The 16,069-nt window shown below is 69.7% G+C and carries 12 protein-coding genes; 10 read left to right on the forward strand and 2 right to left on the reverse strand.

The features are described from left to right. Positions 1-153 precede the first annotated feature (153 nt). The 6 genes from ACFWGZ_RS29950 (at position 154) to ACFWGZ_RS29975 (ending at position 8,510) form a co-directional block, all read left to right on the forward strand. Complete coding sequence (locus tag ACFWGZ_RS29950) at positions 154-2,868, forward strand: XRE family transcriptional regulator (protein WP_382454932.1); 2,715 nt, start codon at positions 154-156, stop codon at positions 2,866-2,868. A gap of 115 nt (positions 2,869-2,983) precedes the next feature. Further along, on the forward strand, positions 2,984-5,716 hold the full coding sequence (locus ACFWGZ_RS29955; protein ID WP_382454933.1) for a helix-turn-helix domain-containing protein: 2,733 nt from the start codon (positions 2,984-2,986) through the stop codon (positions 5,714-5,716). A gap of 81 nt (positions 5,717-5,797) precedes the next feature. Beyond that, a complete protein-coding gene (locus ACFWGZ_RS29960; RefSeq protein WP_382454934.1) occupies positions 5,798-6,541 on the forward strand; it encodes an ABC transporter permease in 744 nt (247 codons plus the stop codon). Continuing rightward, complete coding sequence (locus ACFWGZ_RS29965; RefSeq protein ID WP_382454935.1) at positions 6,538-7,305, forward strand: ABC transporter permease; 768 nt, start codon at positions 6,538-6,540, stop codon at positions 7,303-7,305. The genes ACFWGZ_RS29960 and ACFWGZ_RS29965 overlap by 4 nt, the downstream gene beginning before the upstream one ends. Further along, the gene (locus ACFWGZ_RS29970; RefSeq protein ID WP_382454936.1) at positions 7,289-8,086 is read left to right on the forward strand and encodes an ABC transporter ATP-binding protein; all 798 of its coding nucleotides are present in this window, start codon (positions 7,289-7,291) and stop codon (positions 8,084-8,086) included. The genes ACFWGZ_RS29965 and ACFWGZ_RS29970 overlap by 17 nt, the downstream gene beginning before the upstream one ends. A 7-nt stretch (positions 8,087-8,093) precedes the next feature. Continuing rightward, positions 8,094-8,510: a DUF5956 family protein gene (locus tag ACFWGZ_RS29975; protein WP_382454937.1), complete on the forward strand. Its 417-nt coding sequence runs from the start codon at positions 8,094-8,096 to the stop codon at positions 8,508-8,510. A 179-nt stretch (positions 8,511-8,689) separates the two neighbouring features. Here ACFWGZ_RS29975 and ACFWGZ_RS29980 read toward each other — a convergent pair whose 3' ends face one another. Beyond that, positions 8,690-9,436: an IniB N-terminal domain-containing protein gene (locus tag ACFWGZ_RS29980; RefSeq protein ID WP_382454938.1), complete on the reverse strand. Its 747-nt coding sequence runs from the start codon at positions 9,434-9,436 to the stop codon at positions 8,690-8,692. Between the two features lie 159 nt (positions 9,437-9,595). Beyond that, on the reverse strand, positions 9,596-10,765 hold the full coding sequence (locus tag ACFWGZ_RS29985) for a 4-hydroxybenzoate 3-monooxygenase (RefSeq protein ID WP_382454939.1): 1,170 nt from the start codon (positions 10,763-10,765) through the stop codon (positions 9,596-9,598). Positions 10,766-10,966: 201 nt separating this feature from the next. On the opposite strand from ACFWGZ_RS29985, the gene ACFWGZ_RS29990 reads away from it, so the two are divergent. From ACFWGZ_RS29990 to ACFWGZ_RS30005, 4 genes are all read left to right on the forward strand, one after another. After that, positions 10,967-11,962 carry an ABC transporter substrate-binding protein gene (locus ACFWGZ_RS29990; RefSeq protein WP_382454940.1) on the forward strand — a complete coding sequence of 332 codons (996 nt, stop codon included), beginning with the start codon at positions 10,967-10,969 and terminating at the stop codon, positions 11,960-11,962. Between the two features lie 299 nt (positions 11,963-12,261). After that, the gene (locus ACFWGZ_RS29995) at positions 12,262-14,982 is read left to right on the forward strand and encodes a nitrate- and nitrite sensing domain-containing protein (RefSeq protein ID WP_382454941.1); all 2,721 of its coding nucleotides are present in this window, start codon (positions 12,262-12,264) and stop codon (positions 14,980-14,982) included. Then, a complete protein-coding gene (locus ACFWGZ_RS30000) occupies positions 14,979-15,401 on the forward strand; it encodes a roadblock/LC7 domain-containing protein (protein ID WP_090051261.1) in 423 nt (140 codons plus the stop codon). Before ACFWGZ_RS29995 ends, ACFWGZ_RS30000 begins: the two co-directional genes overlap by 4 nt. 26 nt (positions 15,402-15,427) lie before the next feature. Continuing rightward, positions 15,428-16,024, forward strand: a complete 597-nt coding sequence (locus ACFWGZ_RS30005; RefSeq protein WP_382454942.1) for an ATP/GTP-binding protein — start codon at positions 15,428-15,430, stop codon at positions 16,022-16,024. Positions 16,025-16,069: the final 45 nt, after the last annotated feature.

The raw sequence follows: 16,069 nt of genomic DNA on the forward strand, positions 1-16,069 counted from the left end.
GGGTGGCGGACCCGCCACCCACGGCCTCAGGCCGGTGCCGGTTCAGGGCGTGAGCACCGGGTCTTCCCCGCAGGATGTCGCCCACGTTAGGGCGAACGGGTTGTTCACGGACGGTCGTTGGCCGCTGAACAAAGTTCTCTGAACAATGACGGGATGCCGAGACGGGAACGCCCTCTCGACGAGGGCGAGAGCGGTCTCCTGCGGTTCGCGGCGGACCTGCGCCGGCTGCGGGAGCGCGCCGGCAGGCCCACCTACCGCGAGCTCAGCCGGCGGGCGCACTACTCGGCCGCGGCGCTGTCGGAGGCCGCCGGCGGGCGGAAGCTGCCCAGCCTCGCGGTGACGAAGGCCTACGCCCTGGCGTGCGACGGCGACCCCGAGGAGTGGGCACGGCGCTGGCGGGCGGTCGCGGAGAGCGAACCGCAGCCGGCGCACGGCAGCCCGTACGTCGGGCTCGCGATGTTCCAGCCCGGCGACGCCCCGCGGTTCTTCGGCCGCGAGCGGCTGACGGCGGAGCTGCTCACCACCGGCAACCGCTTCACCGGCGTGTTCGGGCCGTCCGGCGCGGGCAAGTCGTCGCTGCTCAGGGCCGGGCTGATCGCCCGCACCAGGGAGCCGGTCCTGCTGTTCACGCCCGGCGCCGACCCGCGGGAGGAGTGCGCGGTCGCGCTCGCCCGCCTCACCGGCCGGGACGCGGTCGAGCTCACCGCGGACCTGCGGGACCCGGGCAGGCTCCGCGACCTGCACCCGCACCTGGTCGTGGTGGACCAGTTCGAGGAGCTCTTCACCCTGTGCCGCACCGAGGAGCTGCGCACGTGGCTCGTCGCGGCGCTGACCGGGTGCGAGAAGGCCGTCATCGGCGTGCGCGCCGACTACTACGGGCACTGCGCGCAGCACCCGGCCCTGGTCGAGGCGCTGAAGGGCAACCAGGTCCTCGTCGGGCCCATGACACCGGACGAGCTGCGCCTGGCCATCACCGAACCCGCGGCCGCCGTCGGCGCCAGGGTCGAGACCGCGCTGCTGGCCCGGCTGATGGCCGACGCGGTCGGGCAGGCCGCCGTGCTGCCGCTGCTGTCGCACGCGCTCGCCGAGACCTGGCAGCACCGCCGCGGCCTGACGCTGACCCTCGCGGGCTACGAGGAGGTCGGCGGGCTCGACCACGCCGTCGCCCGCACCGCGCAGGAGGTCTACGACGGACTGCCGGAGGCGCACCGGGCGCAGGCGAAGAGGATCCTGCTCCGGCTCGTCACCGCCGAGGGCACGAAGCGGCGGGCCCGCAGGCACGAGCTCGAAGCCGACGAGGAGGTGCTGTTCACGCTGGCGGCCGCCCGGCTCGTCGTCATCGGCCGCGACGGCGTCGAGCTCGCGCACGAGGCGCTGATCCGCGGCTGGCCTGCGTTGCACGGCTGGGTCGAGGAGGAACGCGAGAACATCCGGGCCCAGCGCGAGCTCACGCACGCCGTGCGGACGTGGGAGTCGCTCGACCGGGACGCGGGCGCGTTGTTCCGCGGCCGCCGGCTCGCGAACGTCCCCGCGGGGCTCGAGCTGAACGCGGCCGAACGCGCGTTCCTCGCCGCGAGCCGGGCCGCGGAGCAGGAGATCTCCGCCAGCGCGCGAAGACGCACCCGCCGCCAGCGCCAGCTGCTCGCCGCGCTGGTCGCGCTGCTCGTGGTCGCCGCCAGCACCACCGCCCTCGCCCTGCGGGCCAGCCGCACCGCCGACGAGCAGCGCACCAACGCCGCCGTGCTGAAGGCCGTGGGGGAGGCCGCCGCGCTGCGGTCGACGAACCCCGCCCTGGCCCAGCAGGTCGCGCTCGCCGCCTACCGGCTCGTGCCGCTCGCGCAGGCGCGCAACGGGCTGCGCCAGGAGGACGTGCCGTCGCAGGTGCTGCGCGAGGCCCCTTCCGATGTCACCGCCCTGGTCGTCGGCTCGACGCAGCAGCAGGTCGTCACCGGGCACCGCGACGGCGCGGTGGTGGTCACCGCGCTCGACGACCTGCCGTCCCCGCGCACGTTCCACGAGGCCACCCGGCACGCCGGCGCCATCACGGCACTGGCGATGGACTCGACCGGGAGCCTGGTCGCCTCCGCGGGCGACGACGGCGCCGTCCGCGTCGTCGACGTCACCCTCGGCAAACCCCGCGAGGTGGCGGTGCTGCCCGTCCGCGCCACCGCGATCGCCTGGCAGGGCACCACCCTCGTCACGACGGACAACGACGGCGCGCTGAGCTTCTGGACCGACCTGCGCCGCGAACGACCGCGCCTCGTCACCACGACCCAGCTCGGCCTGGGCCCGCTCGCGGGCCTGTCCTTCCGCCCCGACGGCCGGGTGCTCGCCGCCGTCACCACCGGCCACGCCGTCCACCTGGTCGACGTCACCGACCCGCCCGACGTCGAGTTCCTCGCGCTGACCAGCGAGTTCGCCGGCAGCGCGCAGTTCGCGGGTGCCGCGCTGCTGATGACCACCGCCACCACCGCCGTGCACCTGTGGGACACCGCGGACCCGCGCGCCCCCGCCCTGCGCGCCGAGATCCCCTCCGGTGGCGCCGAGATCACCTCGGCCCGGCTCGGCGCGGACCGCGTGGCGGTGGCGACCGACGACGGGCTGGTGCGCCTGTGGCAGCTCCCGGCGGGGGAACCGGCCGAGCAGGCCCTGCTGCGCGGGCACGCCGGGCCGGTCGCGGCGGTCGGGCTCACGCCCCGGGGCGACGAGGTCGTGACGGGCGGCGCGGACCGGGCGGTGCGGCTGTGGGACGTCGACCCGCGCGACCCGGCGGTGCGGATCTGCGAGCAGGCCGTCCCGCGGATGAACCGCGCCGAGTGGGAGCGGTACTTCGGCGATCTAGCGTTCACGCCGCCGTGCCGCGACTGAGCGCCGTGACCCTCTGAAGTGGACCGATCACGAAGCACACACCGGAGTTGCAGGTGCTCAGCGGGCCGTTAGACGGCGGACGAACCTCTGGTGGACAATCCCGCCAGGAGGCGTCATGCCACGAGGGGAACGACCGCTGGGTCCGGAGGACACGGCGTTGCTGCGGTTCGCCGGTGACCTGCGGCGACTGCGTGACCAGGCGGGCAAACCGAGCTACCGCGAGCTGGCCGGGCGGGCGAACTACTCGCCGACCGCGTTGTCCGACGCGGCCGGCGGCCGGAAGCTGCCCTCGCTGGCGCTCACGCTCGCGTTCGTCAAGGCGTGCGACGCCGACCCCGCGCCGTGGACGAAGCGCTGGCGCGAGCTGGCGGCCGAGCACACGCAGCCGTTGCAGCCCAACGCCCCGTACCCCGGCCTCGAGCCGTTCACCGAGGACGACGCGAAGCGCTGCTTCGGCCGCGAGTACCTCGTCGAGCAGATCGTCGACTCGGCCCGGTCGAAGCCCCTCACGCTCGTCGTCGGCGCTTCCGGCTCCGGCCGCACGTCGGTGCTGCGGGCGGGCGTGCAGCCCGCGCTCGCCGACGCCGTGGTGATCACCCCGCGGCACGAAGACCCGCTCGGCGACCTGGCGGAGGCGCTCGCCGGCGTCTTCGGGGACACCACGGCCGACGCGCTCGCGGCCGAGCTGCGGCAGGACCCCGGCCACCTCCGGCTGCGGATCCGCCAGCACCGCCCCGGCCTCGTCCTGCTCGTCGACGACGCCGAGAAGACCCTCGGCTCGGACGCGTTCGTCGCCGCCATCACGCGCTGCCCGCACGTGGTGCTCGCCGTCCGCGCCGACCAGCGGCAGCGCTGCCTCGACAAGGGCCTGGGCGGCACCGAGATCACCATCGAGCCGATGAGCGCGGACCAGCTGCGCCGCGCGATCACCGAGCCCGCCGCCAAGATCGGCGCCACCGTCGATACCGCGGTCGTCGCGCAGCTGGTCGCCGACGCCGCGAACCAGCACGCGCTGCCGCTGGTGCAGCAGGTGCTCGTCGAGACGTGGCGCCGCAAGCGCGGCATGACGCTGTCGCTCGCCGGGTTCGAGGAGGCGGGTGGCATCGGGCACGTCGCCGTGAGCGCCGCCGAGGCGTTCTTCACCGGGCTCGCCGAGACCGACCGCCGCGCCGTCAGGTCGGTCTTCCTGCGGTTGATCTCCGTGCAGCGCAACGGACTCGTGCAGCGCCGGACCCGCAGGCTCGACGTCGACCCGCGCCTGCTGGACCGGCTCGCCGGCGCCCGGCTCGTGACGCTGACCGACGACGGCGCGCAGCTCGCCCACGACGCGCTGCTGCGCTGGCCGCGGCTCGTCGCGTGGGTCGACGAGGAGCGCGACAACCTCAGCACGCACCAGCAGCTCGTCACCGCGATGGAGCTGTGGGAGGCGAGCGACCGCGACCCGCTCGCGCTCTACCGCGGCACGCGGCTGCGCAGGGCCAAGGAGCTCGGCGAGTTCCTGACCGCGCAGGAGCGCAGGTTCGTCGACATCAGCACCAGGCGCGAGACCCGCCGCGCCACCGCGTTGATCGCGGTGATGGCCGTGCTGATCGCACTCGTGCCCGGCACCGTCGTCTACGCGCTGTCCAACGAGCGCAAGCTCGTCGAGGCGCACGACCGGGAGCTCGGCGGCAAGGCGATCTCCGAGTCCGAGGCGCTGATGGAGCAACGGCGCCCGTACGCGGACAAGTACGCGCTGGTCGGCTACAAGGTCAACCCGTCGCCGGAGGCGGAGAAGGTGCTGCGGCTCGCGAACGCGGTCGCGCGCGGCATCCCGTTCACCGGCACGCCCAAGGACGACGCCGACGTGCTCGTCGCGCCGCGCGGGGAGATGGCGGCGGTCACCGACGAGGACGGCACCGACCGGATGTGGAGCCTCGACGAGGACCGCGCGACGCCCGGCAAGAAGTTCGCCGGCGGCCACCGCGTCGTGAAGCTCGCCGAACGCCGTGCCATCACCAGGGACACCACGGGCCGCGAGTACCTCTGGACCGTCAACGACGCGAACGACGTCACCTACCTCGCGGCGCTGCCGGACCGGTTCCGGACTCTCGACCTCAGCGCGGACGGCTCGCGCGTCGTCGGCAAGATCGGCGACGCGGCCGAGGTCGGGCTGCCGACGCCGGACGAGAGCGAGCACGCGGAGCTGTTCGACCTGAGCGACCCGCGCGCTCCCCGCAAGCTGCCGATGCCGGTGCGCAACCCCGAGACGCTGGCGCTGAGCCAGGACGGCCGCGAGCTCGCCACCGCCGTCTGGGACGTGGCGTCGGGCAACACCACGATCGAGTTCTGGCGCATCGGCGGCACGGTCGAACGCGCCGCGCCCGCACTGGAACAGCACGTCTACGTCCGCGGCGTCACCTACAGCGGCGACGGCCGGTGGCTCGCGGTCGAGCACTCGCCCGAGTCCGTCGTCGAGGTGTGGCAACGCGTTCCCAGCGGCGCGCCCGTGCTGCGCGCCCGGCTCGACAGCGCGGTGCGCTACGGCGCCCGCGTCACGTTCTCCGACGACGACCGCATCGCGGTGGTGCGGGACAACATCTTCGAGGTGCAACGGCTTTACACGTCCGACCGCTCCCCGGACCGGCTCGTGTACGTCGTCGGCCACGGCGGTTCGACGCGGGCGGTGTACCGGCCGCAGTACGGCGACTTCCTCGTCCGCAGCGGGGGACAGGACCCGGAGCTGCTGCCCTACCACCTCGACAGCGGGCACATCATCGAGAAGATGTGTGAAAAAGACGGTGCGCGGCTCACGGACTCCGAATGGGTGAAGAGCTTCGGCGAAGTGGAGCGCGTGGAGGTCTGCTGAACCGCCGTCGTGCGCTGGAAACAACCTGAAGTTGACCAGACACGCATTGTGAAGCCGAGATCCACTCTCTAGGGTGACCGAGTGCGTGCGTTCACAAGAGGAATTATCGGCATTGCCGGGTTCCTCGTGCTGTGGGAGCTCCTCGGACGCTCCCCCCTTGTTCCTGCAGACGCGCTCCCCCCACCGTCCGTCGTGTTCGGTGAGCTCGTGAGGCAGTTGACCTCTCCTGCGTTTTACAGCCACGTGGTCGCGACGGTGCTGGCGTTGCTGATCGCCATCGGGCTCGCCGTCGCCATCGCGGTGCCGGCCGGGCTCGTGCTCGGCAGCGTGCCGGCGGTGCGCCACGCGACCCGCGCGGTCGTCGAGTTCCTGCGCCCGATCCCTTCCGTGGCACTGATTCCGCTCGCCCTGGTGATGCTCGGCTTCGGGCCGGAGACCAAGATCACCCTCGCCGTGTACGCGGCGCTGTGGCCGATCCTGTTCAACACCATCTACGCCCTCGACGAGCTCGACTCGCTGCAGATCGAGACCGCACGGGTGTTCGGCGTCGGGCGGATCGGCGTGCTGACGAGGGTGGCGCTGCCCAGCGCGCTGCCGTTCATCTTCACCGGCATCCGGCTCGCCGCCACCACCGCGCTGATCGTGATGGTGAGCGTCGAGATCCTGGCCAGCAGCCAGCTCGGCATCGGGTTCTTCATCATGGAGGCCCGCAGCGGGCCCGGCCGGATGGACCAGGTGCTCGTCGGCACCGTGGTCGCGGGCGTGATCGGCCTGCTGCTCAACAACGGTCTCGAGCGGATCCAGCGACGTTGGGTGGCCTGGTGACCAAGTTCCTGCAGCGGTGGGTCGTCTTCGCCGGTCTCGTCGTCGTGTGGCAGCTGAGCGCCTGGCTGGCCGACGACCCGTACTTCCCGCCGCCGTCCGCCATCGTCTCGGCGGCCTGGGACTGGTGGGTGGTGGAGCCGGCGAACTTCACCGACAACGTCATCCCCTCGGTCACGAGGATGCTGACGGGCTGGGCGATCGCCTCGGTCATCGGCGTCTCCCTGGGACTGCTGCTCGGCCGGTCGGACCGGGCGATGGAGTACGCGAACCCGCTCCTGGTGTTCCTGCGCTCGATCCCGCCGCCCGCGCTGGTGCCGGTGTTCCTGCTGCTGTTCAAGACGGGCACGGCGACCCAGATGGCCACGATCATCTTCGGCGTCGTCTGGCCGGTGCTGCTCAACAGCGTCGACGGCGCGCGGTCGGTCGACGTGACCAAAGTGGACACTTCGGCGGTCTTCCAGATCCCGCGCTGGCAGTGGGTTCTCGGGGTCGTGCTCCCCGCCGCCTCGCCGAAGATCTTCGCGGGCCTGCGGGTCTCGCTCTCCCTCTCGCTGGTGCTGATGGTCATCTCCGAGCTCGTGAACACGGAGAACGGCATCGGCATGCAGCTCATGCAGGCACAGCGCGAGTTCGACAACGAGCGCATGTGGGCCGGGATCGTCCTCCTGGGCGTGCTCGGGTACGTACTGAACACCGCGTTCCTCGCGGTGGAACGCAGGGCATTGGCGTGGCAACCGAGGAGTCGGGATGAGCAACATGCTTGAGGTGGCCGACCTCGGCCACACCTATGGCGACTACGAGGCCATCGGCGGCCTCACGTTCACCGTCCGCGCGGGCGAGCTGGTCTGCGTGGTCGGACCGTCCGGCTGCGGCAAGTCGACGCTGCTGCGGACGATCTCCGGTCTGATCAAGCCGTCGCGCGGTTCCGTGCGGCTCAACGGCTCCCACCTCGCGGTGGTGTTCCAGGACTACCAGCGTTCGCTCTTCCCGTGGCTCACGGTGCAGGGCAACGTGGAGTTCCCGCTGCGCTCCCTCAAGCGCGCCGAGCGGCGCAAGCGGGCCGCCGAGGCGCTGGAGTGGGTGGGACTGTCGGGTGCGGCCCGCAAGCGCCCGTGGCAGCTTTCCGGCGGCATGCAGCAGCGTGTGGCGATCGCGCGCGCTCTGGCGTTCCGCCCGGCGTTGTTGTTGATGGACGAGCCGTTCGCCTCGGTGGACGCGCAGACCCGATTCGAGCTGGAGGACCTGTTGCTTCGCGTACGGCGTGAACACGACACGACCGTCCTCGTCGTCACCCACGACATCGACGAGTCGGTGTACCTGGGCGACCGGATTCTCGTGCTCAGCAGCTCTCCCGCGCGGCTGGTGGCCAACCTGGAGGTGCCGCTGCCCGCCGAGCGCGACCAGGTCACCACGCGGACCGCGGACGGCTTCATCGCCCTGCGGTCCAAGGTGGCGCGACTGCTCAACGTCGGCAAGCCGTCGATGGACGTCGAGAAGTGGGCCGCCGCGGAGCGCGAGTCGCTGAGCGAGACCGTCTCCTCCTGATGCCCCGGTGACGAACTGGAACCTGTTCCTGGTCGTCGACGCGGAGCCCGTGGAACTCTCCGGCGGACCCGACAGGATCGTGCTGCTCGAAGGACGGCGGCTGCTCTCGTTGCCGGACAACGGGTATCCGCTCCTGCTCGCCTGGGCCGCCGGTCCGCGCCGGGTCGTGCGCACGCCCGTGCCGATCCACCCCGACCAGGAGATCGTCGACGCGTTCGTGAACTCCTACCTCGTGGAGGCCGGTGTGCCGCCGCGGCCGCGGGGCTTCGCCTGGTACCTCGACCTGCCGGACGGGGTGGAGCCACCGGACGTGTGGCGCGCGGCCGGCGGAGACGGGGCGCGCGGGTCGTCTGTGGACCTCCACCGCGTTCGCGGTGCGATGGAACGGGGCATGACGGCGCTCTACGGGGGAGAGCTGACGTAACAGCCGTGAAAACGTTGTGCGACAACAGAAGAAAGATCAGCCCCGGACCCGCCGCGGTCCGGGGCTGATCTTTTCGTGCGCACATAGGAGGGTGTGTGCACTGGGCGGGATCGGCGGCCTGGTGCGCTCGGGGGCAGAACGCGGGCTTGCGGCCGTCGTGTCCCTGTCGACGAGCTCGATCAGAGGTGCAGACCGAGGTCGTTGCCGTTGCCGATGCCGTGGTCGAGCACGTCCAGGTCACCGATGTTGCCGATGTTGCCGATGTTGAGGTCGCCCACGACGTCGCCGACGAGGTGGTGCACGTCGCCGACCTGGCCGACGTTCTGCACGACGTCCGTCACGTCCGCGATGTCGGCGACGTCCGCGATGTTCGCGACGTCGGTGACACCCGTGACGGTGCTGACGACGGAGTCGGCGTTCACGACGTCCTTCAGCATGACGTCGGTGTCCAGGTCCTTCACCAGGCCGTCGGTGACGTTGTGGACGTCCACGACGTCGGTCACGGCGGAGGTGACCGGAGCGACCGCGGAGACGGACGAGACGACGTCCGTGGCGCCCAGGACGGTGGCGTCCAGGGTGGACGCGACATCGCCCACGCCGGCCACGTCGGAGACGAGCGCGGTGACGGTGGCGGGGGAGACGACGCCCACGACGTCGGAGACGCCGGCGGCGTTGCCCGCGAGCAGCTTGAGGCTGTCGACCGCGGTGAGGTCACCCGCGCCGACCAGGACCTTGTCCAGCACGTCGACGTTCGCGACGGACGCGCTGTCGAGCACCAGCGGCAGGATCTCCTGGATGTCGACCGGCGAGATGTCACCCAGTCCGGCGGCCGCGAGGGCGCCCTCGGGGTCGACCTGGAAGGCCTCACGGGCGTCGAGGTCGCCGAGCAGGTTGAGGGTGAAGTCGTGCAGCGTCTGGGTGCCCATGGGGACTCAAGCTCCTGAAGATGGGTGGAACGGGGGGTGTCGGGATGAACCGTATGGATGAACGACACCCCCCGGCATCGGGAGTTGGCCCCAGATTGTGACGGCTTTATAACCTTAGGGGATCGATGTCACCCCGTTAGGGGAACGGGGATTTCACCCTTATGGACCGACGTAGTTCTCGGCGAACGTCGCCTGGTAGGCGGGGGACTCGGCCAGGTGCTCCAGCCGGGCCTGGGCCAGACGTCCGAAGAAGGGGGAGCTCACGTCGGTGTGGATCATGTTGACCATCCACTGCGAGAACTCCTGGGCCCGCCAGACCCGGCGCAGGCAGTCCTCCGAGTACGTCTTGAGCCCGGTCTCGGATCCGGTGGCGTAGAAGTCGATAAGTGCACGTCCGAACGTTGCGGAGTCGTTCATGGCGAGGTTCATGCCCTTCGCGCCCACCGGGGTGATGATGTGTGCTGCGTCACCCAGCAGGTACAGCCGGCCGTAGGACATCGGCTCGACCACATGGCTGCGCATGTCGAGCACGCGCTTTTCGATGATCTTTCCCTCGGTCAGCGACCACGACGAGTCGTGCAATGCGAACCTTTTGTGCAGCGCTTCCCAGACCTGTTCGTCGGTCCAATCATCGGCATTGGTCCCGACCGGTACCTGCAAGTAGAAGCGAGAAATCGAGGGCGAGCGCAACATGTGTCCGGCGAAACCGTCGGCGTGGAGTGCGTAAATGATCGCTTTAGTCGACGGAGGGGCCTCCGCGAGAATGGAGAGCCACTCGATCCCGTGCTGGTGGGTGAATTCGGTCAGCACGCCCTCAGGAATGGAGCGACGGCTTATTCCGTGAAATCCGTCACATCCGGCGACGAAGTCGGCGGTGAGGCTTTCCCGGACCCCGTCTGCGCTGGTCCAGACCACGGAGGGCTGCGACGACGTCAGATTTCGCAACTCCACGTCGCTGACCGAGAACCGGATGTCACCCCCGGCGGCCAAGAATGACCCGATGAGGTCCTTGACGACTTCCTGCTGCGGGTAGACGTAGTGCTGGCGTCCTCCGTACAGGTCGCTGTACGCCACCTGGAAGGCTTGGCCGTTGACGCGGAATTCGCACGTACCGTGACGGTCTGCTTCCATCAGCAAACGATCCGCCAGTCCGAGTGACTCCAGCATCGTCACAGAGCGGTGTTCCAGGACGCCTGCGCGTGCACGTGTTTCCACATGGCTGCGACTAGCTCTTTCGAGCACAACGCAGTCGATACCTGACTGCTGGATCAAGTTTGCCAAGGTCAGACCGGCCGGCCCTGCGCCGATCACGGCCACTGAGCGCTTCAATTGGGGTTCTCCTAGCCCTAGACCTGTTGTGCTTAGATGCTCACCGCAGGTAGTGGACTGGAACCTGCTCGTGTCGGTCAACTGGGGTCTTTTGGAGCAGCATCCTTACTCTGAGTGGTTGACCGTCGCGACTTTCTCCCCCCGCAACGACGACACCGCTCCGACAGGAGAGTGCTCCCGATGACTCGAAGAGTCCGCCGTATGGCCATCCGTGGCATCGCACTGGCCACCGTGCTCGCCACAGTGGCGAGCTGTAGTGCGCTCGGCGGCAAAGAGCAGGCGCCCCCGGCCGACTCGAACACGAGCGGCCCCGTCGAGAAGGCCAAGATCACACTCGGCGTGATCCCGGTCGTCGACACGGCGTCGGTCTACATCGCGCAGAAGAAGGGTTACTTCAAGGCCGAGGGCCTCGAGGTCGAGCTCAAGACGATCCAGGGCGGCGCCGCCGGCATCACCGGCGTGATCGGCAAGGAGCTGGACTTCACGTTCGGCAACTGGGTCTCGTTCATCGCCGCCCAGGCGAAGGACAACGCGAAGGCTGTCGACGGTCTCAAGCTCATCGCCGACGGCTACCAGGCGAAACCCGACATGTTCCTGATCTTGGCGGACGGGAACTCGGCCATCAAGTCGCCGAAGGACCTCGCGGGCAAGACCATCGGCATCAACACGTTCAAGAACATCGCGGAACTCACCGCGAAGGCGACCCTCGAGGCCGCGAACGTGGATGTCAGCACGGTGAAGTTCAAGGAGATGGCGTTCCCCGACATGCAGGCCGCGGTCCAGAACAAGACCGTTGACGCCGCCTTCATGGTCGAGCCGTTCATCACCCGCGCGCAGCGCGCCGCCGGTCAGATCAAGGTGCTGGACGCCGCGTCCGGCCCGACCGACAACATCCCGATCGCGGGTTACGGAACCAGTGGCAAGTTCGCCAAGGAGAACCCCAAGACCGTCGCCGCCTTCCAGCGCGCGATGGCCAAGGGCCAGGCCGACGCCGCCGACCGCCCCACGGTCGAGCCGCTGATCGTCGAGTACGCCAAGGTCGACAAGGAAACCGCTGGTCTCGTCCACTTCGGCGCCTACCCGACCACGCTGGACGCGACGCGTCTGCAGCGTGTGGTGCAGTTGATGAAGACGTACCAGATGCTGGACAAGGACATCGACGTCAAGTCGATGATCATCCAGCCCTCCGGTAGTTGACGAAACGCACGGGTGGCTGTGATCGGGCCGTGATCGCGGTCACCCGTGCCCCTCGTTTCCTCCGTATGAATTATCGCTTCAGGGCCGTTTAGTCGCCCACTTCAAAGTTGTTGATTCTCGAACCAGCTGTTTTGTCGTCCGAACGGCGGTATGAGAACGGTGCTTTTTACTCCAAGATCCACCAGGTTTGCAGCTATTAAACGGGGCGGGGAGTGTTGACGGTGCGCGGTCGTGAGGACCAGCGAGGCATCGACCGGTTCCGCCTACGCAACTGGCGGTTGCGGAGCAAGCTCGCGGTTGTGTTGCTAGTTCCGGCTCTGAGCACCGCGACTCTCGCGGGCCTGCGCCTGAACACCCAGCTCGACGACGTCGAACTCTTCGACACCGTCCAGCGCGAGCTCGCGGTCAGCCACCAGGCGGCGAAGGTGGAGAACGCGCTTCAGGTCGAGCGCGACTACGCCGTGCAGTGTGTGGCAGCAGGCAGGCAGAACGCGTGCCCCGAGCACGCGGCCCGCACTGGGCTCACTGACACGGAGCTGGGCAAGTATCGGGACTCGGGCGCGACGGCCACGGCCTTGAGCGCGCCCCTTCAGGAGTCGTTCACGAAGTCGCTCGAGTCCCTCGACGGACTGGCGAGCTTGCGTGTCACGCTGCTGAGCACGAAGTACCCCGACATCGCCGTTGTCGGTGCGTACAACCAGATCATCGCGCAGCTCAGCCAGGTGCACCGCGCCGCGGTGTCCAGCCTGAGCGAGCCCGAGATCGTTCCGCTGGTCTCCGCGGCGCAGGCGCTCTACAACGCGCAGGAACAGCTCGGCGAGCAGAACGCGATCCTGGTGTCCACCGCGCTGCGCAAGGGCTTCGCGCCCGGCGCCGCGGACGAGCTGCGCGCCGCGCAGTCCCGGCTGGACGCCTCGTTCCGCGAGTTCAACGACGCCGCGTCGGTGGCCAACCAGCAGAAGTTCCAGGACATCGTGTCCGGTTCGGCCGTCGACGGCCGCAACCGGCTCGTGAAGCTCGCGCTCGCGCAGGACGCGGAGCGCGAGGCCGTGACCATCACGGACGCCGACGTCCTCAAGATCGGTCAGGACACCGCGAACCTGATTCGCCAGGTCTCGACCGAACTGGAGAACCAGGCCAACGCGACGACCACGCGTCTCGCGGACCAGGCCCGGTCGGACGCCTGGCGCGACGCCGGCCTGGTCGCCGTCACGCTGCTGCTCGCGTTCGGCCTCATGGCCATGGTCGCGCAGTCGATGCTGCGGCCGCTGCGCGTGCTGCGCCGCAGCGCGCTCGACGTCGCCCGCAACCAGCTGCCGGAAGCCATCCGGCGCATCCGGTCGCACCGCGAGCCGGAACGGGCCGCGGAAGAGGCGATCGTCCCCGTGCCGATCAACACGACCGAAGAGGTCGGCCAGGTCGCGCGGGCGTTCGACCTCGTGCAGCGCGAGGCGGTCCGCCTCGCCGTCGAGCAGGTGGCACTGCGCGCGAACGTCAACGACATGTTCATCAACCTGTCGCGGCGTTCGCAGGCGTTGGTGGAGCGGCAGATCAGCGTGATCGACCGGCTCGAGCAGGACGAGCAGGACCCCGACCACCTGGCGTCGCTGTTCGAGCTCGACCACCTCGCGACGCAGATGCGGCGCAACAGCGAGAACCTCCTGGTCCTGTCCGGCACCACGGTCAACCGCCGCGTCACCCGGCCCGTCGCGATCGCCGAGGTCCTCGGCGCCGCGGTCTCCGAGGTCGAGAAGTACGCGCGCGTCCAGATCGCGCCGACGCCGGACCTGATGGTGCAGGGACGCGTGGTCAACGACCTCGCGCACCTCGTCGCCGAGCTGCTCGACAACGCGACGGCGTTCTCCAAGCCCACCACCAAGGTCACCGTGCGCACGATCGAGACCCGCAAGGGCGAGGTCGCGATCCGCATCCACGACCGCGGTGTCGGCATCCAGGAGGACGAGGTCGCCGAGTTCAACCAGAAGCTCGCCGAACCGCCGGAGGTCGACGTCTCCGTCGCCCGCGAGATGGGTCTGTACGTGGTCGGCCAGCTCGCGAAGCGCCACGAGATCCGCGTGACGCTGGCGAACAACGACGACATCGAGGGCGGTGTCACCGCCCAGGTGATCCTGCCGATCTCGTTGCTGCACAAGGGTTCTGCGCCAGCGCTGCCGTTGCCGGCCGCGGCCCCGGCCGCCGCGCCGGGTGCCGAGACGACCGGCGAGGGCCTGTCCGGTGTGCCGAAGTGGACGCCGGAGCACCCCGTGTCGCTGCCGTCGCCCGCCGCGGTCGAGGAGGAGAACTCCGGCCGGCACCGCATCGAGCAGACGTCCACGGACGGCCTGTTCACAGCGCGGATCGAAGCGGACGAGAAGTCCGCGGACGACGGATACTCCTACGAGCCGCCCGTCGAACGCCCGGTCGAGCAGAACGACCCGGCCACCGAGATCTTCCCGGCCGTCGTGATCGACGACGACGAGCCGCTGATCTCGCCCGACGCGCTGTCGCGGTGGTTCCAGACCCCCGCGGCGGATGAACCGACCGTCATCGCACAACCCACCAGGGGCGTTCCAGCGGAACCGGAGCGCGCCGAGGAAGAGTCCGAACCGGCCACGGTGAACGGCCTGCCGAAGAGGCAGCGGTCCGCCGAGCCCGTGAAGACCGAGGCACCCACGGCGGTGCCCCGCGCGGTCGCAGACTTCGCCGACTCCGACTGGGGTGCGGCGGACGACGGATGGCGTGCCGCAGCAGGCGCGCTCGGATCCGGTGAATCCGCGCAGACGACGGAGAACGGCCTGCCGAAGCGCGTTCCCAAGGCACGCCTCGTGCCCGGATCGCTCCCCAAGCCGTCGTCACCCGCACCCCAGCTGGCGACCGCCGCGGCAGTGCCCGCGCGGTCCGCCGACAGGTTGCGCCAGCGGTTCGCCACGTACCAGAAGGGTGTCCAGATGGGCCGTGAGTCGCTCTTCGACTCCGCCGTCGGTGGCATCCCCGTGATCGCAGAAAGGGAACGCCAGTGACCACCGCGACTGAGGAACTGGACAACTTCAGCTGGCTGGTCGAGGACTTCGTCAGCAGGGTCGCCGGTGTCGCGCACGCGATCGTCGTCTCGGCGGACGGACTCCTGCTCGCATCGTCGGACCGCCTCCCGCACGACCGCGCGGAGCAGCTCGCCGCAGTGTCCTCCGGCCTGGTTTCGCTGAACCAGGGCGCGGCGCGCTGCTTCGAGGCGGGTGAGGTGAAGCAGACCGTCGTCGAGATGGAACGCGGCTACCTCTTCCTGATGTCCATCAGCGACGGGTCGTGCCTCGCCGTGCTCGCCGCGCCGAACTGCGACATCGGGCTCATCGGTTACGCGATGACCCGGCTCGTGGAGCGCGTCGGTCTCCAGCTCACCCCGGAGATCCGCGCCCAGCTGCACGTGTCCATGCGGGCCTGAGAGTTGAAGAGCAGAAGGAAGTTCCGATGAGCAACGGTGCTCCGGGTCGTCCGGGGTCATCCGGGGGCGGCCTGAACGCGGTGTCGTCGAAGATCGTCGTCGCCGGCGGCTTCGGGGTCGGCAAGACGACGTTCGTCGGCTCGGTCTCCGAGATCACCCCGCTGACCACCGAAGCCGTCATGACCCAGGCCTCGGTCGGGGTCGACGACCTGTCGATGGTCCCCGACAAGGTCACCACGACGGTGGCCATGGACTTCGGCAGGGTGTCGCTGGACAAGGACCTGATCCTGTACCTGTTCGGCACGCCCGGCCAGCACCGGTTCTGGTTCATGTGGGACGACCTGGTGCGCGGTGCGATCGGCGCGGTGGTCATGGTCGACACGAGGCGGATCGACGAGGCGTTCGCGCCCATCGACTTCTTCGAGGACCGCGACCTGCCGTACGTGATCGCGGTGAACTGCTTCGACGGCCTGATGCACCACCGGGCCGAGGAGATCAGGGACGCGCTGACGATCTCGTCGTCCGTGCCGATAATCCCGTGCGACGCGCGGAACCGGCAGTCGACGAAGCAGATCCTGATCGCGCTGGTGGAGCACGCGATGCGCCAGCCGTCGTTCGCCTAGTCCGCCTCATCTCGGTGACGCCCTCCGGACCATCAGGTCCGGAGG

Origin of the sequence: Lentzea sp. NPDC060358 (assembly GCF_042725365.1) — a bacterium.
In the GTDB taxonomy this organism is placed as follows: Bacteria; Actinomycetota; Actinomycetes; order Mycobacteriales; family Pseudonocardiaceae; genus Lentzea.